Here is a 22,536-nt window from a genome sequence, read left to right as displayed (position 1 = left end):
CCGGTACTCAGCCCCCGAGCCGCTGCTTGACGAGCGCGCTCACCGCGCCCATGTCAGCACGCCCCTGGATCTTCGGGCGCAGCACGCCCATCACCTTGCCCATGTCGCTCATCGCGGCGGCACCGGTGGTCTCGACGGCCTCGTCGATACAGGCGGCGATCTCGGCCTCGGTCAGCTGCGCGGGCAGATAGGTCTGGATGATCTCGACCTCGGCGCGCTCGCCGCTGGCCAGGTCGTCGCGACCGGCCTGGGTGTACTGATCGATCGAGTCGCGACGCTGCTTGACCATCTTGTCGAGCACCGCCAGCACCTGGGCGTCGTCGAGCTCGATGCGCTCGTCGACCTCGCGCTGCTTGACCGCGGCCATGATCAGCCGGATCACCGCGAGCCGGTCCTTGTCGCCCGCCTTCATGGCGGACTTCATATCCGCTTGGATTTGCTGCTTGAGCATGTGTCTTTCAGGAAGCCTGAGGGATGGGGTCAGGCCGAGATCGTTTCGCTCTGGACGCGCAACGGAACCGACAGGGCGAGACAGGCGCCGGTCCGTCGACCTCGGTCAGGGATACGCCGGGGATGGAACCTCAGTACGGGCGTTCCCAGCGACGTGCCTCGCGCTGCAGCTTCTTCTGGTGGCGCTTGACGGCCGCAGCCTTCTTGCGCTTGCGCTCGGAGGTGGGCTTTTCGTAGAACTCGCGACGGCGGACCTCAGCAAGCACCCCTGCCTTCTCGCAGGAACGCTTGAAACGTCGCATGGCGACCTCGAACGGCTCGTTTTCTTTGACGCGAACGCTGGGCATGGATTGTCCTTTATGGCTCCAAGTGGGTTGATTGGGCAATACAAAGAAGGGGGATTTTACGAGAACCCCGAGTCGATTGCAAAGACGAAAGCACATACACCCCGGCGAGAAACCTCGCCAGGGGACCGGGGCCTGTGGGCCCGAGCGCGTATACTAAACCGTTTGCGATTCCAGTGTTCGAGGGCCATTGCGGCATGCGTGTGTTAGGTATCGAGACATCCTGCGACGAGACCGGCGTCGCCCTGTACGACGGCGAGCATGGTCTGCTCGCCCACGCGGTCTACAGCCAGATCGCGATCCACGCCGAGTACGGCGGCGTGGTGCCCGAGCTGGCCTCGCGCGATCATGTCCGCAAGGCGCTGCCGCTGATCCGCGAGGTGCTCGACGAGGCCGGACTGACGCGCGAGGACATCGACGCCGTGGCCTTCACCGCCGGCCCCGGGCTGATCGGCGCGCTGCTGGTCGGCGCCGCGCTCGGGCGCAGCCTCGCCTGGGCGCTCGGCGTGCCGGCGGTGGGCGTGCACCACATGGAGGGGCACCTGCTCGCACCGCTGCTGGAGGACTCGGCCCCCGCCTTCCCCTTCGTCGCCCTGCTGGTCTCGGGCGGACACACCCAGCTCGTCGACGTCACCGGGGTGGGACGTTACCGCATCCTCGGCGAGTCGCTCGACGACGCCGCCGGCGAGGCCTTCGACAAGACCGCCAAGATCCTCGGTCTGCCCTACCCCGGCGGACCGGCGCTCTCGCGCGAGGCCGAGCAGGGCGATCCGACGCGCTATCGCTTCCCGCGCCCGATGACCGACCGGCCCGGACTCGACTTCAGCTTCAGCGGCCTCAAGACCTTCGCCCTCAACACCCTGCGCGAGGCCGAGGCGGAAAGCGGCGGCAGCATCGACGCACAGACCCGCGCTGACATCGCCCGCGCCTTCGAGGAGGCGGTGGTCGACACCCTGGTGATCAAGTGTCGCCGCGCGCTGCGCGAGACCGGGCGCCGCCGCCTGGTGCTCGCCGGCGGGGTCAGCGCCAACCGCAGGCTGCGCGCACGCATGGGTGAGGCGCTCGCCGCCGAGGGCTGTGAGGCGCACTACCCCCGCCCCGAACTCTGCACCGACAACGGCGCCATGATCGCCTATGCCGGCTGGCAGCGTCTCGCCGCCGGCGCGAGCGAGCCGCTGCTGTTCAAACCCCGCGCGCGCTGGCCGATGGAAGAGCTCGCACCGCTCACCCCTGCCATCGAAACGGAGATATAGAGCACGATGGACAGCTTCACCGAGACCACCCACCGCTCTTGGTTCAGCCGCATCGGCGGCGCGCTCACCGGCATCCTCTTCGGCCTCATCCTGGTGGTCGTCGCCAGCTCGCTGCTGTGGTGGAACGAGGGACGCGCGATCGATCGCACCCGTACCCTCGATGCCGGCGCCGAGGCCGTGGTCGCGATCGCCGCCACACCGGTCGATCCGGCCAATGATGGCGAACTCGTCCATCTCAGCGGCACGACCCACACCGATGCACGGCTGCGCGACCCCATCTTCGCCATCGAGGTCCCGGCGATCCGCCTGGAGCGCCAGGTCGAGATGTATCAGTGGAGCGAGCAGCGCGAATCGGAAACGGTCAAGGAACTCGGCGGCGGCGAGACCACGCGGACCACCTACAGCTACCAGCGCACCTGGTCGAGCCAACCGATCGACTCCAACGGCTTCCGTCACCCCGAGGGGCACCACAACCCGACGATGCCCTACACCAGCGAGCAGTGGCAGGCCGACCGGGTGACCCTCGGCGCCTTTCGCCTTGCACCCGCGTTCGTCTCGCAGATCGGCGGCGCGCGGACGCTCCCGGTCGACGCCGAGGAGGCACCGACGGGCTTCGTCAGCGACGGCAGCGGCTTCTACAAGGGCACACCGGCGAACCCCGAGGTCGGCGACCTGCGAGTCAGCTTCCGGGTGGTCGACCCCGATGGCGAGATCAGCGCGATCGGGCGCCAGCAGGGCGACACCCTGGTCACCGCGCGACTCAAGCACGGCACCATCGCCCTGCTCGAGCCGGGGCAGATCGACGCCATCACCATGTTCGAGCACGCCCACAGCGCCAACGCCCTGCTCACCTGGGGGCTGCGCGTGGGCGGCGTGGTGGCGCTGTGGATCGGCCTGGCGCTGATCCTCGCGCCGCTCAAGGTCATCGCCGACCTGATCCCGATGCTCGGCAGCCTGGTCGGCTTCGCCACCGGACTGGTCGCGGCGCTGCTCGCACTGGCTACCGGCAGCCTGGTCATCGCCCTGGCCTGGATCGCACATCGTCCGTTGCTCGGCGGCGCCTTGCTGGTCGCCGCACTGCTGTTCGCCGTGCTCGGCGCCGGACAGTGGCGCAAGGGCGCACGACAGGCCGCGACCAGCACCACCGCCTGAACGCACGAACGCGCCGCCTGCATCGGCAGGCGGCGCGTTCGTGGTGAGCGCGACAGCTGGGCGGCGGCGAACGACTCAGTCGCCCGCGCTGATCCGTCCCTCGGTGCCTTCGAGCAGGTTGCGGATGTTGCTGCGGTGACGCCAGATCAGCAGCCCGGTGATGATCAGCTGCATACCGATCAGCGGCTTCTCGTCCCAGAACAGCCATACGAACAGCGGCGCCAGCGCCATCGAGATCAGCCCCGAGAGCGAGGAGATCTTCAGCACCTTGGCGACGAACAGCCACACCGCGGCGACACAGAGCCCGATCGGCCAGTAGAGGCCGAACTGCACGCCGAGCGCGGTGGCGACCCCCTTGCCCCCCTTGAAGCCGAAGAACACCGGGTAGAGATGGCCGATGAAGGCGGCCAGACCGACCCCGGCGAGCGCCAGCGGGTCGAGTCCGAGCAGGTGCCCGGCGAGCATCGGCACCAGCCCCTTGAGGCTGTCGCCGAGCAGGGTGATGGCGGCGGCCTTCTTGCCGCCGAAGCGCAACACATTGGTCGCGCCGGGGTTGTTCGAGCCCTGGGTACGCGGATCGGGCAGCCCCATCAGACGGCAGACGATGATGGCGCTGGAGAGCGAGCCCAGCAGATAAGCGACGATGATGAGCAGGATGGATATGATCATGGCGCGCATTGGACCCGGGATGCCGCCACAGGTCAAGCCTCGCGCGTACCGGCGCGGGAGCGTATCCTCTCTCGCTTTTCGCCGCCACCGGAGCCTGTCATGGACACCGTCTTCATCCGCGGCCTGCGCGTCGACACCGTCATCGGCATCCACGACTGGGAGAAGGCGCAGCCACGCCCGCTGATCCTCGACCTGGAGCTGGCCACCGACGCCGCCCGCGCCGCCGCCACCGACCACATCGACGACGCCCTCGACTACGACGCCGTCGCCCGCCGCATCCGCCGCGAGGTCACCGACAACCGCGCCGAGCTGATCGAGACCCTGGCCGAGCGCTGCGCCGCCGTGCTGCGCGAGGAGTTCGGCATCCCCTGGGTACGACTGCGCATCAACAAACCCGGCGCCATCGGCGTGGGCATCGACGTCGGCATCGAGATCGAGCGCGGCTCGCGTCAGAACGGCTGAGCCGCTGAGACCCAAGAACGTGCTGGAGAGAAGCGCCTCCAGCGATCAGCCTTTCAGCCGCCAGCCGCCAGCCGCCAGCCGCCAGCCGCCAGCCGCCAGCCGCCAGCCGCCAGGAGATTGAACCGCAAAGACCCAAAGGACGCGAAGAAAGCCGAGCCGCGTGAGGGCAGACGGCCACTGGCGGCTGGCGGCTCCTACTTCACGGCTCGCACAGAGCCAACTCGCCTGATTTCACCACCCACGCATCACGGAGACGCGACACCAAAATGGCCTGGATCTATCTCGTCATCGCCGGCATGTTCGAATGGGGGTGGCCGGTCGGACTCAAGCTCGGGATGACCGATCAGGGCATGCGCTGGGGTTGGATCCTGTTCGCGGCCGCCTGCATGGTCGCCAGTGGCGCACTGCTGCTGCTCGCCCAGCGCGACATCCCGATCGGCACCGCCTACGCAATCTGGACCGGCATCGGCGCCGTCGGCGCCTTCGCCATCGGCATCTGGCTGTTCGCCGAACCGGCCACCCTCGCCCGCTTCTTTTTCGTCGGCCTGATCGTCATCGGCATCGTCGGACTCAAGCTGGTCTCGCCGGAGTAAGGGGGAGGCGAGCCGCCGGCTTTCAGCCGCCAGCCTCCAGCTATCAGCCTCCAGTGCGGTAGGCCGGGCAACGCGCAGCGTGCCCGGCGAAGAGGCGGATAGCTTGTGAAGATGGGCACGTTGCACTTTGCCCATCCTACGCGGCTTGCCGTTTGCGACGGTCGCTGAGTGAGGACGCCGACTGGAGGCTGGCGACTGATAGCTGGTCACTTTCCCCTTCGCGTTCCTTGCGGCTTTGCGGTTCAATCCGCTGGCGGCTGGCGGCTGGCGGCTGATTCGTCTTCAGCTCGCGACCACCATCACCCCGAACCCCAGCGCCAGCAGCGCGGCGACCAGGATCAGCCGCAGCGCGCGGCGCAGGTCGGCACCGTCGAGGTCGGCGGGCCAGTCGGGATCGCCGATGTAGGCCTCGCCCATCAGCACGCCGCCGTACCACACCGGACCGAGCAACCGCACCCGCAGCGCCCCGGCGCAAGCCGCCTCGCTCCAGCCCGAGTTCGGGCTCGGCAGCAGCGTGCGATAGCGCAGCGCCGGCCACACCAGCCGGGGATGGCCGCGCAACAGCGCGGCGGCGAGCGCGATCAGCGGCACCGAGAGGCGCGCCGGCAGCCAGTGCACCACATCATCCGAGCGCGCCCCGGCCCAGCCGAAGCGACGATAGCGATCGTTCTTGTAACCGATCATCGAATCGAGCGTGGAGATCGCCTTGACCACCACCAGCCCCGGCACCCCGAACAGACACAAGGCCCACAGCGGCGTGAGCACGCCGTCGGTGAGATTCTCCGACAGGCTCTCGATGGTGGCGCGGACGATCCCGGCACGATCGAGCCGGTCGGTGTCACGCCCGACCAGCATCACCATGTGCCGTCGCGCCGCCGGCAGATCATCGAGCGCGCGCAGCACCCGCAGCCCCTGCCCCAGCAGGTCGCGGGTACAGAGCAGGCTGTAGGCGATGAACAGGTCCCAGCCGAAGGCGAGCGCCGGGTGCAGCGCAGCGAACCCGAGATGGCCGACCCACCACACCCCGAGCGCGCCGCCGACCACCAGCAGCCAGTGCAGCACGCCCCCGAGATAGCCATCGAGCCCACGCGCGAAGAGCACGCGCTCGCAGGTCTGGATCCAGGCGCCGATCAGCCGGACCGGGTGGAGACGATAGACCGGATCACCGAGCAGGGCATCGAGCAGACAGGCGCCGAGGACCAGCGCGACGGAAGAGGTCAGTTCCATTTGCGCGCAAACCCCTCGACCACCGCCAGTGCCGCCAGCTCGGCGGGCGCAAGCCCCGGTTCGGCGAGCAGACGCTCGCGCAGCGCCACGAAGGCATCCGGACACACCGCCACCGCCGCGCCGAGCTGCGCGGCCTGGTTGAGCACCGCCTCGCGGGCGACCTCGGCGTGCAACACCCCGTCGCGGGCCAGGTCCAGCACCTCGGCCAGGGCGAAGGCCGCCGCCGCGCTCAGCGGGTCGTGCACCAGCGCCTGCAGGTTACGGGCGAAGACCTCGGCGAGATCCGCCGCCAACCAGCGCTCGGCGGCGCGGCACAGCGCCTGCTCGTCGCAACCGTGACGTCCGAGCGCGCCGCAGAGGTTGCGCCGCAGCTCGGGACAGAGCCCGTTTTGCAACAGCAGCGAGCGGGTCACCGCCTGATGGGTGGCGTGCCCGAGCAGCTCGCCGAGCAGGTTGTGCCCACCGGCCCACTGCCGCTCCCATTCGCCCTCGCGCGCCAGCGGCGCGGCGATGGCGAGCTGATCGGTGCCGGTGCCGGTGGCCAGCGCGCTCGATTGCAGGCTGGGCACACGTAGATCGAGCACCGCCGCGCTCTTGCCCTCGGTCACCAGGGTCGCGGCGCGCACCAGACAGGCGGGCGTACAGGGCTGATTGATGAACACCAGGGTGATGATGGTACCGGCGCCACGCTCGGGTGGCGCGGTCTCGGACGCGGCACCGCGTGCCCGACAGCCCTCCTCGCACTCCACCCAACCGGCGCGATCCCCGGCACGGGTGGCGTTACCGAGCACCCCGGCGGTGGCGGCCACGGTCACCGCCAGATCGCCCTCGGCGGCGCGCCCGAGCACCGCGCACTGCATGTTGGCGGCGGTGGCCATCAGCGCGGTGCGCGACGGCGGCAACCCGGCATCCTCGCAGGCGCGCACATGATAGCCACCCGGCCCCTCGTCGACCGCGGTGGCCCCGCGCGGATCGTGCGCCACGCCCTCGCAGCCCTGGTGGTTGGCCACATGGCTCAGGTCCTCGCGCAGCCCGCCGTTGATCCGGCAGGTACTGAGCACCCGGTGCGGCCGCGCCAGCGCGGCGTACAGATAGCGGCCCCGACGATGGAGCTGATAACGATCGGTCTCTTCGAGCAACATGGGCGGGACCTGAGAGTGGCTGAATCGTGGGGGCAAGGAAAGGTCTTCGGCGGCCAGCGGGATTGAACCGCAAAGCCGCGAAGGGCGCAAAGATGAGCCGGACGGGCCGGATAAGGCGCGGCATGCTTGGCGAAAAAGGCCGATGAACAGCGGCGATGGCCGAGGATGGTCCGACCGCGCCCCCTGCAATCAAGTGACGCGCGAAATGACCTTGGTTACCACCGGGTAAGCAATCAGCCCTCAGCCGCCAGTGGACGCGTGCATCGCGAGACAGTCATCGGAAGGATGAACCGCCACACTGTCGACTGCCCCCTGGAAGCCCATCACGCCCTTCTCTGCTTCGCGTCCTTTGCGCCTTTGCGGTTCACAGTCAATCCTCGCGCGCCGGGCGGAAGCGGCGCGGGAAGCTGGCGTCGTAGAGCTTGGAGGTGGCACGCGGGGCGTGCTGGCGAGCGCCGAGCGCGGGGCTGACCAGGATCAGCGCCTGACGCTCGACCTTGGCCTCGCGACAGCGCGCGGCGATGTCGGCGATGGTGCCGCGCAGCACCAGCTCCTCGCCCGGCCAGGTCGCCTTGTGCACCACCACCACCGGCGCATCGGCGGACCAACCGGCTTCCTCCAGGGTCTGGGCGATCGACTCGATGCGCTCGATCGAGAGGAAGATGCAGAGGGTGCAGCCGTGCGCGGCGAGCCCGGCGAAGTGCTCGCGCTCGGGCATCTTGGTACGCTCGGAGACGCGGGTGAAGATCACCGTCTGGGTGACCTCGGGCAGGGTCAGGCACTCGCCGGCGGCCGCCGCCGAGGCCATCGCCGAGGACACCCCGGGGACGATGCCGACCTCGACCCCGGCGGCGTCGAGCGGGCGCGCCAGCTCGGCGACCACGCCGTAGAGGGTCGGGTCGCCGGTCTGCAGACGCACCACCGTCTGGCACCGCGCGGCGCGATCGAGCAGCCACTCGGTGACCTGCGCCAGGTCCATCGACTTGGAGTCGGCGATCTCGCACTCCGGCGAGGCCCACTGCAGCGCGGTCTCGGCCACCAGCGAGCCGGTGTAGAGGATGGCATCGGCCTCGGCCAGCAGCCGGGTACCGCGCACCGTGATCAGGTCGGGCGCGCCCGGTCCGGCGCCGACGAACCACACCTTACCCATGGGCTCGGCTCCTGCGCGATGCGACGCGTGCGCGGATCAGGGATGGGGTCGGTTGCATGGGGCGCGGTCCTCTCGTATGGTCAAGGCCAAAGCCGAGTATTCTTGTAACCCATGTCACCCCTTGTCAAACCACCCGCGCCCGGCCCGCTAGGGCGGCCCTGCCCCACCACCCGTCCCCTGCAGCGATGACCCCCGACCCGACCCCGGACGTCCTCGTCGCCGGTGGCGGCACCGCGGCGCTGTGCGCGGCGATCAGCGCACGCCGCGCCGGCGCCCGGGTGGCCCTGCTCGAACGGGCGCCCCGCGCCCGACGCGGCGGCAACACCCGTCATGCGCGCAACTTCCGCTATGCCCACGACACCGCCAACGCGCTGTCGAGCGGTCCCTATCCGGCCGCGACCTTCCTCGCCGACCTGCAAGGGGTGACCGAAGGCGGGGCCGACCCGCAGCTCGCCCGGCTGCTGGTCGAGCGCTCGGCCGACCTGCCCGCGTGGCTCGGCGGCTGCGGGGTGGCGCTGCAGCCGCGTGCCGGCGGGGTGCTGCCGCCCTCGCGCAAGACCGCCTTCCTGCTCGGCGGCGGCACCGCGATGCTCAACGCGCTCTATGCCGAGGCCGAACGGCTCGGCGTCACCATCCACTACCAGTACGCGCTCGAGGACCCGGGCCTGGACGGCGAGCGGGTCGGGCGGGTCGGCGTGCGCGACCCGCACGGCGCGACCCTGCACCTCGCCCCCGGTGCGCTGATCCTCTGCAGCGGCGGCCCCCACGCCAACCGCGACTGGCTCGCCCGGCACTGGGGGGCGCGCGCCGTCGGCATCCTCAATCGCGGCACCCCCTACTCCGAGGGCCGAGCGCTGCTGCGCCTGCTCGAACAGGGCGCCGAGCCGATCGGCGACCCGGGACGCGCCCACTTGGTCGCGATCGACGGGCGCTCGCCGGTCGATGACGGCGGCATCGTCACCCGGGTGCGCTGCATGCCCGCCGGGATCGTCGTCGACAGCGCCTGCCGACGCTTTCTCGACGAGGGCGGCGACACCGCCTCGACCCGCTACGCCCGCTGGGGCCAACGGCTGATCGACTGCCCCGACCAGGTCGCCTATCTGGTGCTCGACACCCCGGCGTGGCAGAGCGCCCCACCCTCGCTCTACCCACCGATCACGGCCCCGACCCCGGAGGCATTGGCCGTGCGCCTCGGGCTCGACCCGGCGGCGCTCGTTGCCACCCTCGCCGCCTACAACGCCGCCGTGCGCCCGGGCGAGACCGCGGAGGACGGCCACACCGAGGGGCTGGAGCCGCCCAAGAGCGGCCATGCGCGGGTGCTCGACACCCCGCCCTTCGCCGCCTACCCGATGCGCCCGGGCATCACCTTCGGCTACCAGGGCCTCGCCGTCGCCCCCGACACCCGGGTGCGGCTGACGCGCGGCGGGGTCGCCACCAACCTGTTCGCCGCCGGGGTCGCGATGCAACCCAACCTGATCCCGCGCGGCTATGTCTCCGGACTCGCGCTCGCCATCGGCATGGTGTTCGGGCGCATCGCCGGCGAGGAGGCGGCGAACCATGTCCTCAACTGACCCCCGCGCCGAGACGCGGCGCGTGCTCGCCATCTGCAACGCCTGCGGCTACTGCAACGGCTTCTGCGACGTCTTCGAGTCGGCGCGGCTGCGCCCGGCGCTGACCGACACCGACCTCGAACACCTCGCCCACCTCTGTCACCACTGTCGCAACTGTCTCTATGCCTGCCAGTACGCGCCGCCGCACCCCTTCGCGGTCAACGTCCCCCGGGCGCTGACCGCGCTGCGCCACCACGCCTATGTGCGCCACGCCTGGCCGCGCCCGCTGGCGCGGCTGCTGGTCGATGGCCCGGCGAGCGCGCTGCTGGTGGCGCTGGCGACCATCGTGCTGGTACTCGGCGCGGTGCTCACGCTGGTGCCGCATGCGGTACTGTTCGCCGCGCACCAGGGCCCCGGTGCCTTCTATGCCGTGATCCCCTGGGGCTGGATGAGCCTGCTCGCGGCGCTGCCGCTCGGTTGGTCGCTGCTGGCCGTCGCCGTGTCGCTGCGCCGGGTGTGGCGCGAGGGCACGAGCGCCGGCGAGCCGCTACCGGGCTGGCGCGACTGGCGCGGCGCGCTCGCCGACCTCGTCACCCTGCGCAACCTGCGCGGCGGCGGTCCCGGTTGCAACGACCTCGACGACCGCCCCTCGCACTGGCGCCGTCGGCTGCACCACACCCTGCTGCTCGGGCTGCTCGGCTGTCTCGCCGCGACCACGATCGCCACCGTCTACCACCATCTGCTCGGGCTGCAGGCGCCCTACCCCTGGTGGAGCCTGCCGGTGGTACTCGGCACCCTCGGCGGACTGGCGATGACGGTCGCCACCCTCGGTCTGGCCTGGCTCACCCTGCGCGCCGATCCGACACCGAGCACCAGCGCGAGCCGTGGCGCCGACGCCGCGCTGCTCGCACTGCTCGCCGCCGTCGCACTCAGCGGTCTGGCGCTGCTCGGCTGGCGTGCCACCGCCGCGATGGGCATACTGCTCGCGCTCCACCTCGCCACCGTGATCGCCTTCTTCCTGCTCATCCCCTACAGCAAGCTCGTCCACGGCGGCTACCGCGCCCTCGCCCTGCTGCGCGAAGCCGCAGCGAGGCGTCGGCGGGTCCGGCGCGCGGCCGGCGATGCTTGAACCGCGGAGCAGCTTCCAGCCGCCAGCCGCCAGCTGACAGCCCCCAGCGGGGAGCGCCGGCGCGCATGACTGGCAAGGTTCGGCGCACGGCCGGGGATGCTTGAACCGCTAAGATACTGTCTTTCCCGTCAACCGCCGATCATGCACACCAGTCTCCCCGACTGGAGGCTGGATGCTGATCGCTGGAGGCTGGCTCGAACCGCAAAGTCGCGAAGCGCGCAAAGTGAGTGAGGGGGTAAGGTTGGCGTAGGTCGCGACCGGCGCGGGTCCGCACCGCCGTCTGATCAGCGCGCCTGCTGGCGGCTGGCGGCTGGCGGCTGGCGGCTGGCGGCTGGCGGCTGGCTGCTGGCGACTGGCGGCCGCCGAACTGACCCATGCCCCTTGCGCGCGGGGATCGCGCGCGTCATCGCCGCACCCGCGCCCCGCCCCGGGTATAATCCGCGCGCCGTGCGGTCATCGAACCGTCATCCGGCCTCCCACCACGACAGCACGATAAGGAGGACAGAGCCTTGGCGCACAACCAATGGGCATTCACCGACAGCGAACGCGAGGCGGTCTACAAGGCGATCTTCTCGCGGCGCGACGTGCGCCGCGAGTTCCTCCCCGACCCGGTCCCGGAGCCGGTGTTGCGCCGTCTGCTCGCCGCCGCCCATCACGCGCCGAGCGTCGGTTTCATGCAGCCCTGGGACTTCGTGGTGGTGCGCGACCGCGACACCCGCGCCGAGATCAAGGCCGCCTTCGCCCAGGCCCACGCCGAGGCCGCCGAGCAGTTCGATCCCGCATCGCGCGAGACCTATCGCGGCCTCAAGCTCGAGGGCATCCTCGAGGCCCCGCTGGGGATCTGCGTCACCTGCGACCGCAGCCGTCACGGCCCGGTGGTGATCGGGCGCACCGCCAACCCCGAGATGGATCTCTACAGCAGCGTCTGCGCCATCCAGAACCTGTGGCTCGCCGCGCGCGCCGAGGGCATCGGCGTCGGCTGGGTGAGCATCATCCACCACCAGCGGCTGCGCGAGATCCTCGCCATCCCCGAGGACATCGACGTGATCGCCTATCTCTGCGTCGGCTATGTGCGCTTCTTCCACGAACGCCCGGAGCTGGAGAGCGCCGGCTGGCTGGAGCGCGCCGCGCTCGACGGCCTGATCCACGAGGAGCGCTGGCAGGGCGGACAGGCACGATGAGGGCAACGGTGATCATCCTCGGTGGCACCACCGAGGGCTATGCGCTGGCCGAGGCGCTGGCGGGACGCACCGGGATCCGGCTGATCAACTCGCTGGCCGGACGCACCGACAACCCCAGGCTGCCCGCCGGCGAGACCCGGGTCGGCGGCTTCGGCGGCGCCGAGGGGCTGGCCGACTTCCTGCTGACGGTCCAGGCCGATGCGGTGATCGACGCCACCCACCCCTTCGCCGCGGCGATGGGCTGGAACGCCCATGCCGGTTGTGCCGCCGCCGCGGTGCCGCTGCTGCGCATCGAGCGCCCGGCGTGGCAGCCGCAGCCCGACGACCAGTGGTTCGAGACCGACGATTGGGAGGGCGCGCGCGCCCGGTTGCGCGCGCGCGGCGCACGACGCGTGCTGCTCGCGCTCGGTCGTCAGGAGCTTGCGCCCTTCGCCGGACTCGACGACATCCACTTCCTGATCCGCGCGGTCAGCGCGCCCGACCCCATGCCGCCCTTCGCCGACGCCGAGCTGCTGCTCGCGCGCGGCCCCTTCGGCCTGGAGGAGGAGCGCGACCTGCTCGACACCCACCGGATCGACACCATCGTCTGCAAGAACAGCGGCGGCACCGCTACCGCCGCCAAGCTCACGGCGGCGCGCGAACGCGGCATCGAGGTGGTGATGCGCCGCCGCCCGCCGCGCCCGCAACGCCCCACGGTGGCGCGGGTCGACGAGGCGCTCGCCTGGCTCGAACGCAAGCTCGACCACCCGCCCGAGCGCTGAGCGGTCACTGAAAGCGATCGCTTGGAGGCAGACGCCGCCCGCAGCGGCGACGTCTGCCGTTGGCAGGTTCAGTCCTGCTCGGCAGGCTGCGGATACCAGCGCGGGGTATAGACCCAGTCACGCCCCTCGGGGGCACTGAAGTGACGGGTCTGGGAGGAGCCGACGATCACCACGGTGCGCATATCGACCTCTTGCGGGTCGAGCGCGCCCAGGGTGGTCACCCGCACCCGCTCGGCGGGACGACCGACGTCGCGACCGAGCACCACCGGGGTGTCGGCGTCACGCACCCCGCGCAGCACCGTCAGCGCCTCGCCGAGCTGCCAGGGCCGCGCCCGCGAGATCGGGTTGTAGCAGGCGATCACCAGATCGGCGCGGGCGGCCAGCTCCAGCCGGTGGACGATCTGCGACCACGGCTTGAGGTTGTCGGAGAGCGAGAGGATGCAGAAGTCGTGACCGAGCGGCGCACCGATGCGCGCGGCGGCGGCCTGCGCCGCCGAGATCCCCGGCACCACTGCCAGCTCCACCGCGTGCCAGGCCGGCTCGGCGTGCTCGTCGAGCGCCTCGAGCACCGCCGTGGCCATGGCGAAGACGCCGGGATCGCCGGAGGAGACCACCACCACGTGCCGCCCCTCGGCGGCCAGCGCGAAGGCGGCGCGGGCGCGATCCATCTCGCAGCGGTTGTCCGAGCCGTGGATGACCTGATCGGGGCGGAAGGGACCGGCCATCTCGACATAGGTGTTGTAGCCGATGATGTCCTGCGCCCGGTCGAGTTCGAGCCGCGCCGCCGGGGCCATCAGCGCGTGCGCGCCCGGTCCCAGCCCGACCACCGCGAGGCGGCCCGGACGCGGGCGCGACGGCTCGACGGCGGTGATCGCCGCGCGCACCCCGAGCACCTCGGCGATGCGCTCGGCCAGGGCGTCGGCGCCACGCGCCGCGCCGAGCAGCGGCACCACCGCCGAGCCGTCCTCGGCGACCACCACCACCGCACCGGCGTGATCGCCACGGGCATCGAGCAGCGGCGCCAGGGTCACCGCCACGGCACCGACCTCGCCGAGCACCACGCAGGGCAACCCGGCGCGATAGCTCGCGCGCAGCGCCTCGTCGCAGCCCTGCTCGGCCTCGGTCGAGAACGCGCACGGGTGCGGGTTGATCTCGTCGCAGGCGGCGGCGATACGTCCGGCCGTCACCCGTCCACGCGCGCTGGTGGCCAGCAGCAGCGGTCCCTGTTCGATCCGTTCCATCATGCCCCCTGCCAGCGTTCGCCGGGAATCAGCACCATCGAGAAGTACGGCACCTGCTCGGGCTCGACCTCGGCGAAGGGCCGCACACGCTCGCCGTCCATGGTGGCGCGCTCGACATAGCGCGCGCGCTCGGCGATGCCGAGGCGTTCGAGCACCCGGCGCAGCTTGGCGAAGTTGCTGCCGAGCTTCATGATCGCCGCGGCCTCGACCCCGGCGAGCCGCGCCTCCAGCTCCGCCTCCGGGAGGGTGGCGGCGATCACCTGCAGCGACTGGTCGCGATAGACCAACGGGGTGCGCAGCACCGAGGCGCTGGCCATCACCGAGCAGATGCCCGGCACCACCTCGACCGGATAGCGCTCGGCGAGGCGGTCGTGCAGATACATGAAGGCACCGTAGAAGAAGGGATCGCCCTCGCAGGCGACGGCGACATCACGCCCGGCGTCGAGATGATCGGCGATGCGCGCGGCCGACTCGTCGTAGAAAGCGCGCATCACCCCCTCGTAGTCGTAGGGCGGCGGCGGGCGCTTGCCGGTCACCGGATAGACCAGCGCGAGGCGCTCCTGGGTCTCGCAGAGATGCGGCTCGATGGTGGCGAGCGCGTTGCCGCGCTTGCCCTTGCCGATGTAGTAGGCCACCACGGGCGCGGCGCGCAACAGGCGCAGCGCCTTGAGGGTGAGCAGTTCGGGGTCGCCCGGGCCGATGCCCAGGCCGAGTAGACGGCCCTTGCCCATGTCGCTCACTCGTGCTCGCTGCCGAGCGCGTTGACCGCCGCCACCGCCATGGCGCTACCGCCACGCCGCCCGCGCAGGGCGATATAGGGCACGCCGCGACTGTCGGCGGCGAGCGCCTCCTTGGACTCGGCCGCGCCGATGAAGCCGACCGGGAAGCCGAGGATCAGCGCCGGGCGCGGCGCGCCCGCATCGAGCATCTCGAACAGACGGAACAGCGCCGTCGGGGCGTTGCCGACCACCACCACGGCCCCCTCCAGGTGCGGGCGCCACAGCTCCAGCGCGGCGGCGGTGCGGGTGTTGCCCAGCTCGCGTGCCAGCTCCGGCACGCGCGGATCCTGCAGGGTGCAGATGATCGGGTTGTCGGCGGGCATCCGCGCCCGGGTGATGCCCTCGGAGACCATGCGGCTGTCGCAGAGGATGGGCGCACCGGCCTGGAGCGCGGCGCGCCCGGCGGCCCCGGCGCCCTCGGAGAACAGCAGGTCCTCGACCACGTCGGGCATGCCACACGCATGGACCACGCGCACCGCGACCTTCTCGAGGTCGGCGGGGATGCGTGCCAGGTTCGCCTCGGCACGGATGATGGCGAAGGACTGGCGGTAGATGTCGTGGGCGTCGCGGTTGTATTCGATCATCGCAAATCTCTATCGAGCGGCAAGACGGGAGGGGTCGGGGTCGCGGTGGATCCCGACGAACAAGCCATGGCCGAGGGTGGTCTGCCTGGGGGAAGAGGGAGGCATGTTCAGCAAAAGATTGATTATAATGCCTGCGCCAGCGGGCGGCCACTCCGGCGCCACCCTGCAATCCACCCCGACCGACCGAGCCTGCGATGACCGACCCGACCCCAGCCAGCGCCCCTCTCAACTCGACCTGGCTGACCGTCGTCGGCATCGGCGAGGACGGACTCGCCGGGCTCGGCGAGGCGGCGCGCGCGGCGATCGCCGGGGCCGAGGTGATCTTCGGCGGCGCGCGTCATCTCGGCCTGATCGAGTCGCGATCGGAGCAGGAACTGCGCCCCTGGCCCAGCCCCTTCAGCGACGCCTACCCCCAGCTCGAGGCGCTGCGCGGACGAGCGGTCTGCGTGCTCGCCAGCGGCGACCCCATGTTCTACGGTGCGGGTTCGAGCCTCGCGGCACGCTTCGGCGCCGCCGCGCTGCGGGTGCTGCCGGCGCCCTCCTCGGTCTCGCTCGCCGCCGCCCGGCTCGGCTGGGCGCTGCACGAGATCACCGTGGTGCCCGCACACGGTCGTCCGCTCGCCCGGGTCAACCTGCACCTCGCCCCGGGGGCGCGGCTGCTGGTGCTCTCGGCCGACGGCGAGACCCCGACCGCGCTCGCCGCCGAGCTGACGGCGCGCGGCTACGGCGAGAGTCGGCTGACGGTGTTCGAGCACCTCGGTGGTCCGGTCGAGCGTCGCCTGCAGGGACGCGCTACCGACTGGTCGATCGAGCAGTGCGCCCGGCTCAACCTGATCGCGCTGGAGTGCCGTGCCGACGCCGGCAGGCAGTCGTATTCACGCCGCGGCGCGCTGCCCGACGCGGCCTTCGCCAACGACGGCCAGCTCACCAAGCGCGACGTGCGCGCGGCGACCCTGGCGCGGCTCGCACCGCTGCCCGGCGAGCTGCTGTGGGACGTCGGCGCCGGCAGCGGCTCGATCGGCATCGAGTGGCTGCGCGCCGAGCCGAGGGCGCGCGCCATCGCCATCGAGGCAAACGCCGAACGTCAGGCGCTGATCGCCGCCAACCGCGAGGCGCTCGGGGTGCCTGACCTGATGCTGGTGGCCGGACGCGCGCCCGAGGCGCTCGACGGGTTGGCGGCGCCGGATGCGATCTTCATCGGCGGCGGCCTGACCCGCGCCGGGGTCGCCGAGCGCTGCTGGGCGGCGCTCAAACCCGGCGGACGGCTGGTGGCCAATGCCGTCACCCTGCAGAGCGAGGCCTTCCTGGTCGAGCTGCGCGGGCGCATCGGCGGCGAGCTGACACGGATCTCGGTGGCCCACGCCAGCCCGCTCGGCGCCTTCGACGGCTGGCGCACGGCGATGCCGGTGACCCTGTTGAGCGCGATCAAGCCCGAGCAATAAACCAGGTCCGGCCGACATGCGCCGGAGCGGCATCAGCAACAGCCGAAGCCCGGGATGCAACACCGCCAGAACATCCATAACATCTATGTCATCGTCGGGCTCGCCGTGACCCTTCTGGTCGCGAGCTTCTATCTGCTGGGCATGCGCCCGCTGATCAAGCACCTGGAGTACATCCACGACGAGCGCATCACCTTCCAGCTCACCGAAAGCAGCGCACTGATCCACAGTATCTTCGACGACCAGCGCAACATCGCCCGCCAGGTCGCCAGCCGCAGCGCCATCCGCGCGCGCCAGGCGGCCTATCTGCGCGACGAGATCGATCGCGAGGCGCTGGTCGCCTTCAGCCGGCCCAAGCTCGCCGACGCCATCGGCGCCCATGAGGACTTGGTCTCGGTGGCCCGCTACGCCCCCGACGGCAGCCGTCTCTACAGCGCGGGCGTCGCGGTGCCGGCGCTCTATGACCAGAAGTGTTCGACCGCCCCGGACGACCGTATCGAACTGCTCGCGGCGGACGAGGCGCGACACCGGCTGTACTACTGCTCACCACTGCACGACGCGACGGGCCGACGCATCGGCACCGATCTACTGGTGATGCACGATCAACGGCTGCACGAGGCCGTCGATCGCCAGACCCGACCCGGCGTGGGGCTGGCCCTGATCTTCGGCGAGGTACGCAGCAGCTACTGCTCGACACAGAAGATCACACCACGGATGAGCGCCGCACTGATGCAGCATCTCGACGCCGCTACCCCGACCGACGGTTTCACCATCAGGCAGCAGAGGCTCGAACGCTACCCCGACTGGCGCATCCTGCTGATCGTCGATGATGCCGAGCACGCGCGTCCGATCGAACGCCAGATCCTGCCGCTCCTGGTCGCGATACTCGCCTCGACCACGGCGATCTACCTGCTCACCGTCATCACCCTGCGCCCGATCATCGCCGCCCTGCTCGAACAGAAGGCGCTGCTCGCCCGCTCGCGCTGCGACGGACTCACCGGCGCCCACAACCACGCCTACATGCAGGAGCTGCTCGACGCCGAGCTGGCGCGCACCGCGCGCTATGAACGCCCGCTATCGCTGATCCTGCTCGACATCGACCACTTCAAGCAGGTCAACGACCGTCATGGCCACCAGGCCGGCGACCAGGTGCTGCGCATCCTCACCCGGCGCTGCCGCGAGGCGATCCGCGAGACCGACCAGCTCGCGCGCTATGGCGGCGAGGAGTTCCTCGTCATCCTTCCCGAGACCGGACGTGCGCAGGCGATGGCGCTCGCCGAACGGTTGCGCCGGGACATCGCCAGGGACGAGTTCCAGGTGCCCGGCGAGCGGTTGCGACTCACCATCAGCCTCGGCGTCATCAGCACCGAGGGACAGCCCCGAGCGGTCGACAAGCACGACCTGATCGAGGCCGTCGATCGCGCGCTCTATCGCAGCAAGCGCGAGGGCCGCGACCGGGTCAGCGACGGCGCCATCGCGCCCGCCGCGTCGCCCGCATCGGGGAGGAAGAGCGCGGCGGCCTCGCGTGGCGAGGAGGGGAAATAGAGATGCAGATAGCTCGCGCGGATCGAACCGTGACGATAGAAGGGCTCGCCCTCGGCGCCGTCGCGCTGACGCGTGCCGAAGGCCACCGGCGCAGGCGCGCCCTGCATCGTCGAGTGATGGAAGCTGTGACCGCGCAGCCCGCCGAGCGCCTGCATCCCCAGCCCGGCAAGACGCTGCTGCATCCGCCCCTCGCCCGGCAACAGCGCGGCGAGCCGAGCGCCGTCACCGGCCTTGTCGACCAGCCGCTCGAGCAGATAGAGCATGCCGCCGCACTCGGCGTAGAGCGGCCTCCCGGCCTCGACATGGGCGCGCAGCGCCCGGTGCATGGCCTGATTGGCAGCGAGCCGGTCGAGGTGCAGCTCCGGGTAGCCACCGGGCAGGTAGACGGCATCGGCCTCCACCCCGGCATCGACCAGCGGCGAGAAGAAGACGACCTCGGCGCCCAGCGTCTCCAGCAGGCGCAGGTTGTCGGCATAGAGAAAGGAGAAGGCCGCATCGCGCGCCACCGCGATCCGGCGCCCGGCGAGCAGCCGGGGCGGCGGCTCGATCGCCGCCGGGGCGTGGAAGGCGACCGGTTCGGGCAGGCGCGCCAGGGCGCTGTCGGCGATCCGCTCGGCGGCGGCGTCGAGACGACGTTCGAGATCCGCGATCTCGGCGGCCTGCACCAGTCCCAGGTGACGGCTCGGCAGCGCCGCCTCGGCCAGACGCGGCAGCGCGCCGAGGAAGGGCACGGTTGCGGGCATCCCGGCGGCGATCATCTCGGCGTGACGGGCACTGGCGACCTGGTTGGCCGCGACCCCGGCAAAGCGCAGCCCGGGGCGGTAGCTCGCCAGCCCCAGCGCCAGCGCGCCGAAGGTCTGGCCCATGCCGCGGGCATCGATCAGCGCCGCCACCGGCAGCCCGAAGCACTCGGCCAGATCGGCGCCCGAGGGGGTGCCGTCGAACAGCCCCATCGCGCCCTCCACCAGGATCAGGTCGGAAGCGCCGGCGGCGGCATGGAGCTTGGCCTTGCAGGCCGTCTCGCCGACCATCCACAGATCGAGCGGCTCGACCTCGGCGCCGCTGGCGCGGGCGTGGATCATCGGGTCGAGGAAGTCCGGCCCGATCTTGAACACCCGCACCCGCCGGCCCTGACGACGATGATGACGCGCCAGCGCGGCGACCAGCGTGGTCTTGCCCTGCCCCGAGGAGCAGGCGCTGAGGAAGAGTGCGGGACAGTGATGGACGGGGGCGTTCGACATGGCTGAATCCGGACGGGCGATCACGATCGGGGTGGGTTTCCAGCGCGGCGTGGCGCGCGCCAGCCTGGAGTCTGCCATCGACGCCGCGCTCGGGCCACTCGGCGCGATCGAGGTGCGCGCCATCGCCAGCCTCGATCACAAGTGCGCCGAGCCCGCGCTGCGCGCACTCGCCACCGCGCGCGGCTGGCCGCTGCAGGGCTTCGCGGCCGCGCGACTGGCCGCCGTCGAGGTGCCGGGCGGTTCGGCGCGGGTCGCCACGGCGGTCGCCACGCCGAGCGTCGCCGAGGCCGCGGCGCTGCTCGCCGCTGGCGACGGTCGGCTGCTGCTCCCCCGCCAGATCCACCGCGACCCCGCCGGCAAGGCCTTCACCCTGGCGATCGCCGGCTGCGCCGACTGAGCCGACTCAGCCCGCGCTCGCGCACACCGCAGGCACCTCGGGGTCCGCACGACGCGCGTCGCCGTCGCGCCCGATCAACCGCTGGGTGCTGTACTCGGCGCAGGGCAGCGGCCTCACCCGGGGCGGCACGGCGAGCAGCGCCGCGCCCGGGGCCGCGCCGCCGAGATCACGCTGCAGATACTCGATGAAGACCTGGGCGTCGGTGGTGCCGATGTCGTGCCCGACGATGGCGGCAAGACCCTCGTAGCCGTCGCGACCGGCGGCGAGGAAGCTGTTGGTGATCAGGCTCAGTCGGTCGTCCTCGCCCAGGGGGCGCCAGTGGGTCTCGCCGCGCCGCCGGAAGCTCAGCGCCGAGAGCCGCTCGCCGGCCGGGCGCGAGAGATCCAGGGTCCAGCGCAGGTTGGCGGCATAGGGATAGGCGCCATTCGACCCGGGACCGTCGAGGAAACTCGCCAGCGCCCCTTCGAGCAGCGCGCGCAGCTCGCGCCCGCTCAACTCCAGCTCGACCAGGGTGTTGCCGAAGGGCAACAACCGATAGACATCGGCCAGGGTGAGCGGCCCGGCGGGCAGATCGATACGCACCGCCCCGGCATTGAGCAGCGCGACGTCGGCGTGCGCACCACGCGCCAGATAGGCCTGGGCGACCAGCTGCTGGATGTCGCCGCCGTGGAGCTGGGTGGCGCGTCGGTCGCAGCGCGCGCTCTGGCCCTCGCCGGGGATGCGCTCGAAGCAGAGATCCTCGCTCACCTCGCCGACCACCTGGCTGCCGAGCGCCTTCACCTGATCGGCATAGCGGGCGATCACCGCAGCCACCGCGGGGTCGGGCGCGATCGGCACAAGCTCCGGGGTGCGCGCGACCTGCGCCCGCACCCGCGCCTCGACCTCGGGGTCGAGCGGCGCGCCGTCGCGGCTGAAGGTGTCGCCGAGCAGCAGACGCGGGGTTCCGGTGCACGCGCGCACCCGTCCGGCGGCATCGAACACCACCTCCAGCTCGCCGACCAGAGCGGCGTACTGCCAGGCCTGGACCACGCACACCGGATTGCCGTCGAGATCATGCACCCGGCTCGGATAGGGACCGACCGGGTTCAGCCCGAGGGGCGCGAGGCCGTCGCCAAGCAGGCTGTGCGAGTCACCGCCGACGATCACGTCGACCCCGCGCAGCGCACGCGCCAGCGCCAGATCGTTGGCGTACTGGTAGTGGGTCAGCAGCACGATGCGCTCGATCCCCTGGGCGGTGAGCGCGTCGATCTCGCGCTGCGCCGTCTCGCGCTCGTCGAGGAAACGGGTGCTCGGCAGCGGGCTCGACGAGCGCCGGGTCTTGCCGGCGATGTCGAGCCCGACGATGCCGATCCGCGCGCCACCGCGATCGAGCACCACGTGCGAGTCGATCAGCGGCGCCTCGCCGCGCGGCGCCAGCGGGGTGCCGGGCGCAGGCACCACGTTGGCCGCCAGCACCGGGGTGCGGCAGCCCGCGCCAGCCGACGGATTGAGCGCGCGCAGGAAGCGGGCGAGTCCGGCATCGCCGCCGTCGAACTCGTGGTTGCCGAGGGCGAAGGCGTCGAAACAGATCGCACGCATCGCCGCGGCATCGGCCTCGCCACCGAACAGGCTGTGATAGGGCGTGCCGGTGATGGCATCACCGGCGTGCAGCACCAGCACCTCGGGGTCGGCGGCGCGGGCGCGGGCGATCAGCGCCGCGACCCGGGCGAGCCCGCCGATCTCGACCTCGACGTCGTCGAGTCCGGCGAGATCCAGCGCGCCCGGCTCGGGGTCGAGATGGGAGTGGTGGTCGTTGATGTGGAGGATGCGGAGCCGGTCGTCCGCGACCGCCGCCCCGCCCCACAGGCACAGGACCAGCACCAGCAGATGAATACGCATGTCCAGCTCCCGCCGCGTCGGCGGCTCAGTGATCGTCGAGACAACGCCAGGGGATCAGATAGGGCTCGCCCTGGTGGCTACCGCCCAGCACCTCGATGCCATAGGCCGCGCGCAGATTGGCCGCGTCGAGCACCTCTCCGGGCCGCCCCTGCGCCAGCGCCCGCCCCTGGTGGAGCAGCAGCAGGCGATCGCAGAAGCGGCTGGCCAGGGTGAGGTCGTGGAGCACCAGCACCACCCCGGCGCCGCGCGCGCAGTGTGCGCGCAACAGCTCCATGATGCGGAGCTGATGACGCGGGTCGGCGGCGGCGATCGGCTCGTCGGCGAGCAGCAGCGGGGCCTCGACGGCGAGCGCGCGCGCCAGCCTGAGAT

At 71.3% G+C, this 22,536-nt stretch carries 22 protein-coding genes and 2 pseudogenes; 11 read left to right on the top strand and 13 right to left on the bottom strand.

All coding sequences use genetic code 11. The features are described from left to right. Window positions 1–7: 7 nt before the first annotated feature. Window positions 8–451, bottom strand: coding sequence for a GatB/YqeY domain-containing protein (locus EBL84_RS09930; protein WP_123140666.1), 444 nt, complete (start codon window positions 449–451; stop codon window positions 8–10). Between the two features lie 130 nt (window positions 452–581). Then, window positions 582–797 carry a 30S ribosomal protein S21 gene (gene rpsU / locus EBL84_RS09925; protein WP_005220880.1) on the bottom strand — a complete coding sequence of 72 codons (216 nt, stop codon included), beginning with the start codon at window positions 795–797 and terminating at the stop codon, window positions 582–584. Window positions 798–991: 194 nt separating this feature from the next. Here rpsU and tsaD point away from each other — a divergent pair, with 194 nt between their 5' ends. Then, on the top strand, window positions 992–2,047 hold the full coding sequence (gene tsaD / locus EBL84_RS09920) for a tRNA (adenosine(37)-N6)-threonylcarbamoyltransferase complex transferase subunit TsaD (protein WP_123140665.1): 1,056 nt from the start codon (window positions 992–994) through the stop codon (window positions 2,045–2,047). A gap of 6 nt (window positions 2,048–2,053) precedes the next feature. Beyond that, window positions 2,054–3,199, top strand: coding sequence for a TMEM43 family protein (locus EBL84_RS09915; protein WP_123140664.1), 1,146 nt, complete (start codon window positions 2,054–2,056; stop codon window positions 3,197–3,199). 75 nt (window positions 3,200–3,274) lie between these two features. Here EBL84_RS09915 and plsY read toward each other — a convergent pair whose 3' ends face one another. Continuing rightward, entirely contained in the window at window positions 3,275–3,868 is a 594-nt protein-coding gene (gene plsY / locus EBL84_RS09910) for a glycerol-3-phosphate 1-O-acyltransferase PlsY (RefSeq protein ID WP_123140737.1), read from the bottom strand. Window positions 3,869–3,967: 99 nt separating this feature from the next. Between plsY and folB the strand changes: the two genes are divergently transcribed. After that, entirely contained in the window at window positions 3,968–4,330 is a 363-nt protein-coding gene (folB, locus tag EBL84_RS09905) for a dihydroneopterin aldolase (RefSeq protein ID WP_062275180.1), read from the top strand. A 266-nt stretch (window positions 4,331–4,596) separates the two neighbouring features. After that, window positions 4,597–4,923: a multidrug efflux SMR transporter gene (locus tag EBL84_RS09900; RefSeq protein WP_123140663.1), complete on the top strand. Its 327-nt coding sequence runs from the start codon at window positions 4,597–4,599 to the stop codon at window positions 4,921–4,923. A 282-nt stretch (window positions 4,924–5,205) separates the two neighbouring features. On the opposite strand, the gene cbiB is transcribed toward EBL84_RS09900, so the two are convergent. The 3 genes from cbiB to cobM form a co-directional block, all read right to left on the bottom strand. Then, window positions 5,206–6,150, bottom strand: a complete 945-nt coding sequence (gene cbiB / locus EBL84_RS09895) for an adenosylcobinamide-phosphate synthase CbiB (protein ID WP_123140662.1) — start codon at window positions 6,148–6,150, stop codon at window positions 5,206–5,208. Next, window positions 6,141–7,292 carry an adenosylcobinamide amidohydrolase gene (locus EBL84_RS09890; RefSeq protein ID WP_123140661.1) on the bottom strand — a complete coding sequence of 384 codons (1,152 nt, stop codon included), beginning with the start codon at window positions 7,290–7,292 and terminating at the stop codon, window positions 6,141–6,143. The genes cbiB and EBL84_RS09890 overlap by 10 nt, the downstream gene beginning before the upstream one ends. A 370-nt stretch (window positions 7,293–7,662) precedes the next feature. Further along, window positions 7,663–8,442 (bottom strand): precorrin-4 C(11)-methyltransferase, encoded by a 780-nt coding sequence (cobM, locus tag EBL84_RS09885; RefSeq protein WP_123140660.1) that lies wholly within the window; start codon window positions 8,440–8,442, stop codon window positions 7,663–7,665. Window positions 8,443–8,627: 185 nt separating this feature from the next. Here cobM and tcuA point away from each other — a divergent pair, with 185 nt between their 5' ends. The 4 genes from tcuA to EBL84_RS09865 all read left to right on the top strand — a co-directional run bounded on the left by tcuA (window position 8,628) and on the right by EBL84_RS09865 (window position 13,063). Then, on the top strand, window positions 8,628–10,013 hold the full coding sequence (gene tcuA / locus EBL84_RS09880) for an FAD-dependent tricarballylate dehydrogenase TcuA (RefSeq protein ID WP_123140659.1): 1,386 nt from the start codon (window positions 8,628–8,630) through the stop codon (window positions 10,011–10,013). Continuing rightward, window positions 10,000–11,121: a tricarballylate utilization 4Fe-4S protein TcuB gene (gene tcuB, locus EBL84_RS09875; RefSeq protein WP_123140658.1), complete on the top strand. Its 1,122-nt coding sequence runs from the start codon at window positions 10,000–10,002 to the stop codon at window positions 11,119–11,121. Before tcuA ends, tcuB begins: the two co-directional genes overlap by 14 nt. Window positions 11,122–11,630: 509 nt before the next feature. Continuing rightward, window positions 11,631–12,302, top strand: a complete 672-nt coding sequence (gene bluB / locus EBL84_RS09870; protein WP_123140657.1) for a 5,6-dimethylbenzimidazole synthase — start codon at window positions 11,631–11,633, stop codon at window positions 12,300–12,302. Beyond that, the gene (locus EBL84_RS09865; RefSeq protein WP_123140656.1) at window positions 12,299–13,063 is read left to right on the top strand and encodes a cobalt-precorrin-6A reductase; all 765 of its coding nucleotides are present in this window, start codon (window positions 12,299–12,301) and stop codon (window positions 13,061–13,063) included. Before bluB ends, EBL84_RS09865 begins: the two co-directional genes overlap by 4 nt. 68 nt (window positions 13,064–13,131) lie before the next feature. Here the strand turns inward: EBL84_RS09865 and cobJ are convergent, their stop codons facing one another. The 4 genes and pseudogenes from cobJ to EBL84_RS09850 form a co-directional block, all read right to left on the bottom strand. Then, on the bottom strand, window positions 13,132–13,857 hold the full coding sequence (gene cobJ / locus EBL84_RS17580) for a precorrin-3B C(17)-methyltransferase (protein ID WP_369957870.1): 726 nt from the start codon (window positions 13,855–13,857) through the stop codon (window positions 13,132–13,134). Between the two features lie 129 nt (window positions 13,858–13,986). Continuing rightward, window positions 13,987–14,304 (bottom strand): annotated as a pseudogene (locus tag EBL84_RS17575) (precorrin-3B C(17)-methyltransferase); the annotation flags it as partial. Then, window positions 14,304–15,035, bottom strand: a complete 732-nt coding sequence (locus tag EBL84_RS09855) for a precorrin-2 C(20)-methyltransferase (RefSeq protein WP_123140655.1) — start codon at window positions 15,033–15,035, stop codon at window positions 14,304–14,306. The gene EBL84_RS09855 and the pseudogene EBL84_RS17575, both read right to left, overlap by 1 nt. A 5-nt stretch (window positions 15,036–15,040) precedes the next feature. Next, a complete protein-coding gene (locus EBL84_RS09850; protein WP_123140654.1) occupies window positions 15,041–15,667 on the bottom strand; it encodes a precorrin-8X methylmutase in 627 nt (208 codons plus the stop codon). Between the two features lie 194 nt (window positions 15,668–15,861). On the opposite strand from EBL84_RS09850, the gene cbiE reads away from it, so the two are divergent. Together cbiE and EBL84_RS09840 are read left to right on the top strand one after the other, a co-directional pair. After that, window positions 15,862–17,109 (top strand): precorrin-6y C5,15-methyltransferase (decarboxylating) subunit CbiE, encoded by a 1,248-nt coding sequence (cbiE, locus tag EBL84_RS09845; RefSeq protein ID WP_123140653.1) that lies wholly within the window; start codon window positions 15,862–15,864, stop codon window positions 17,107–17,109. Between the two features lie 54 nt (window positions 17,110–17,163). Further along, window positions 17,164–18,651 (top strand): GGDEF domain-containing protein, encoded by a 1,488-nt coding sequence (locus tag EBL84_RS09840; protein ID WP_123140652.1) that lies wholly within the window; start codon window positions 17,164–17,166, stop codon window positions 18,649–18,651. On the opposite strand, the gene EBL84_RS09835 is transcribed toward EBL84_RS09840, so the two are convergent. Further along, complete coding sequence (locus tag EBL84_RS09835; protein WP_123140651.1) at window positions 18,534–19,892, bottom strand: cobyrinate a,c-diamide synthase; 1,359 nt, start codon at window positions 19,890–19,892, stop codon at window positions 18,534–18,536. The two genes, EBL84_RS09840 and EBL84_RS09835, sit on opposite strands and share 118 nt — an antisense overlap. Between EBL84_RS09835 and EBL84_RS09830 the strand changes: the two genes are divergently transcribed. Continuing rightward, on the top strand, window positions 19,891–20,289 hold the full coding sequence (locus EBL84_RS09830; protein WP_123140650.1) for a cobalamin biosynthesis protein: 399 nt from the start codon (window positions 19,891–19,893) through the stop codon (window positions 20,287–20,289). The genes EBL84_RS09835 and EBL84_RS09830 overlap by 2 nt on opposite strands. A 6-nt stretch (window positions 20,290–20,295) precedes the next feature. Here the strand turns inward: EBL84_RS09830 and EBL84_RS09825 are convergent, their stop codons facing one another. Together EBL84_RS09825 and EBL84_RS09820 are read right to left on the bottom strand one after the other, a co-directional pair. Then, a complete protein-coding gene (locus EBL84_RS09825; RefSeq protein WP_123140649.1) occupies window positions 20,296–22,167 on the bottom strand; it encodes a bifunctional UDP-sugar hydrolase/5'-nucleotidase in 1,872 nt (623 codons plus the stop codon). A 25-nt stretch (window positions 22,168–22,192) separates the two neighbouring features. Continuing rightward, window positions 22,193–22,536: pseudogene (locus EBL84_RS09820) on the bottom strand (ABC transporter ATP-binding protein); the annotation flags it as partial.

The organism is Marichromatium sp. AB31, from assembly GCF_003718685.1.
GTDB lineage: Bacteria > Pseudomonadota > Gammaproteobacteria > Chromatiales > Chromatiaceae > Marichromatium > Marichromatium gracile.
The sequence above is the reverse complement of the archived record's forward strand: the minus strand, read 5'-3'. Positions and strand labels throughout refer to the sequence as shown.

Excerpts from the sequence above, each read along its gene's own strand:
- EBL84_RS09930 (WP_123140666.1), bottom strand. The coding sequence starts at position 451 with ATGCTCAAGCAGCAAATCCAAGCGGATATGAAGTCCGCCATGAAGGCG.
- rpsU (WP_005220880.1), bottom strand. The coding sequence starts at position 797 with ATGCCCAGCGTTCGCGTCAAAGAAAACGAGCCGTTCGAGGTCGCCATG.
- tsaD (WP_123140665.1), top strand. The coding sequence starts at position 992 with ATGCGTGTGTTAGGTATCGAGACATCCTGCGACGAGACCGGCGTCGCC.
- EBL84_RS09915 (WP_123140664.1), top strand. The coding sequence starts at position 2,054 with ATGGACAGCTTCACCGAGACCACCCACCGCTCTTGGTTCAGCCGCATC.
- plsY (WP_123140737.1), bottom strand. The coding sequence starts at position 3,868 with ATGATCATATCCATCCTGCTCATCATCGTCGCTTATCTGCTGGGCTCG.
- folB (WP_062275180.1), top strand. The coding sequence starts at position 3,968 with ATGGACACCGTCTTCATCCGCGGCCTGCGCGTCGACACCGTCATCGGC.
- EBL84_RS09900 (WP_123140663.1), top strand. The coding sequence starts at position 4,597 with ATGGCCTGGATCTATCTCGTCATCGCCGGCATGTTCGAATGGGGGTGG.
- cbiB (WP_123140662.1), bottom strand. The coding sequence starts at position 6,150 with ATGGAACTGACCTCTTCCGTCGCGCTGGTCCTCGGCGCCTGTCTGCTC.
- EBL84_RS09890 (WP_123140661.1), bottom strand. The coding sequence starts at position 7,292 with ATGTTGCTCGAAGAGACCGATCGTTATCAGCTCCATCGTCGGGGCCGC.
- cobM (WP_123140660.1), bottom strand. The coding sequence starts at position 8,442 with ATGGGTAAGGTGTGGTTCGTCGGCGCCGGACCGGGCGCGCCCGACCTG.
- tcuA (WP_123140659.1), top strand. The coding sequence starts at position 8,628 with ATGACCCCCGACCCGACCCCGGACGTCCTCGTCGCCGGTGGCGGCACC.
- tcuB (WP_123140658.1), top strand. The coding sequence starts at position 10,000 with ATGTCCTCAACTGACCCCCGCGCCGAGACGCGGCGCGTGCTCGCCATC.
- EBL84_RS09865 (WP_123140656.1), top strand. The coding sequence starts at position 12,299 with ATGAGGGCAACGGTGATCATCCTCGGTGGCACCACCGAGGGCTATGCG.
- cobJ (WP_369957870.1), bottom strand. The coding sequence starts at position 13,857 with ATGGCCCCGGCGGCGCGGCTCGAACTCGACCGGGCGCAGGACATCATC.
- EBL84_RS09855 (WP_123140655.1), bottom strand. The coding sequence starts at position 15,035 with ATGGGCAAGGGCCGTCTACTCGGCCTGGGCATCGGCCCGGGCGACCCC.
- EBL84_RS09850 (WP_123140654.1), bottom strand. The coding sequence starts at position 15,667 with ATGATCGAATACAACCGCGACGCCCACGACATCTACCGCCAGTCCTTC.
- cbiE (WP_123140653.1), top strand. The coding sequence starts at position 15,862 with ATGACCGACCCGACCCCAGCCAGCGCCCCTCTCAACTCGACCTGGCTG.
- EBL84_RS09840 (WP_123140652.1), top strand. The coding sequence starts at position 17,164 with ATGCAACACCGCCAGAACATCCATAACATCTATGTCATCGTCGGGCTC.
- EBL84_RS09830 (WP_123140650.1), top strand. The coding sequence starts at position 19,891 with ATGGCTGAATCCGGACGGGCGATCACGATCGGGGTGGGTTTCCAGCGC.
- EBL84_RS09835 (WP_123140651.1), bottom strand. The coding sequence starts at position 19,892 with ATGTCGAACGCCCCCGTCCATCACTGTCCCGCACTCTTCCTCAGCGCC.
- EBL84_RS09825 (WP_123140649.1), bottom strand. The coding sequence starts at position 22,167 with ATGCGTATTCATCTGCTGGTGCTGGTCCTGTGCCTGTGGGGCGGGGCG.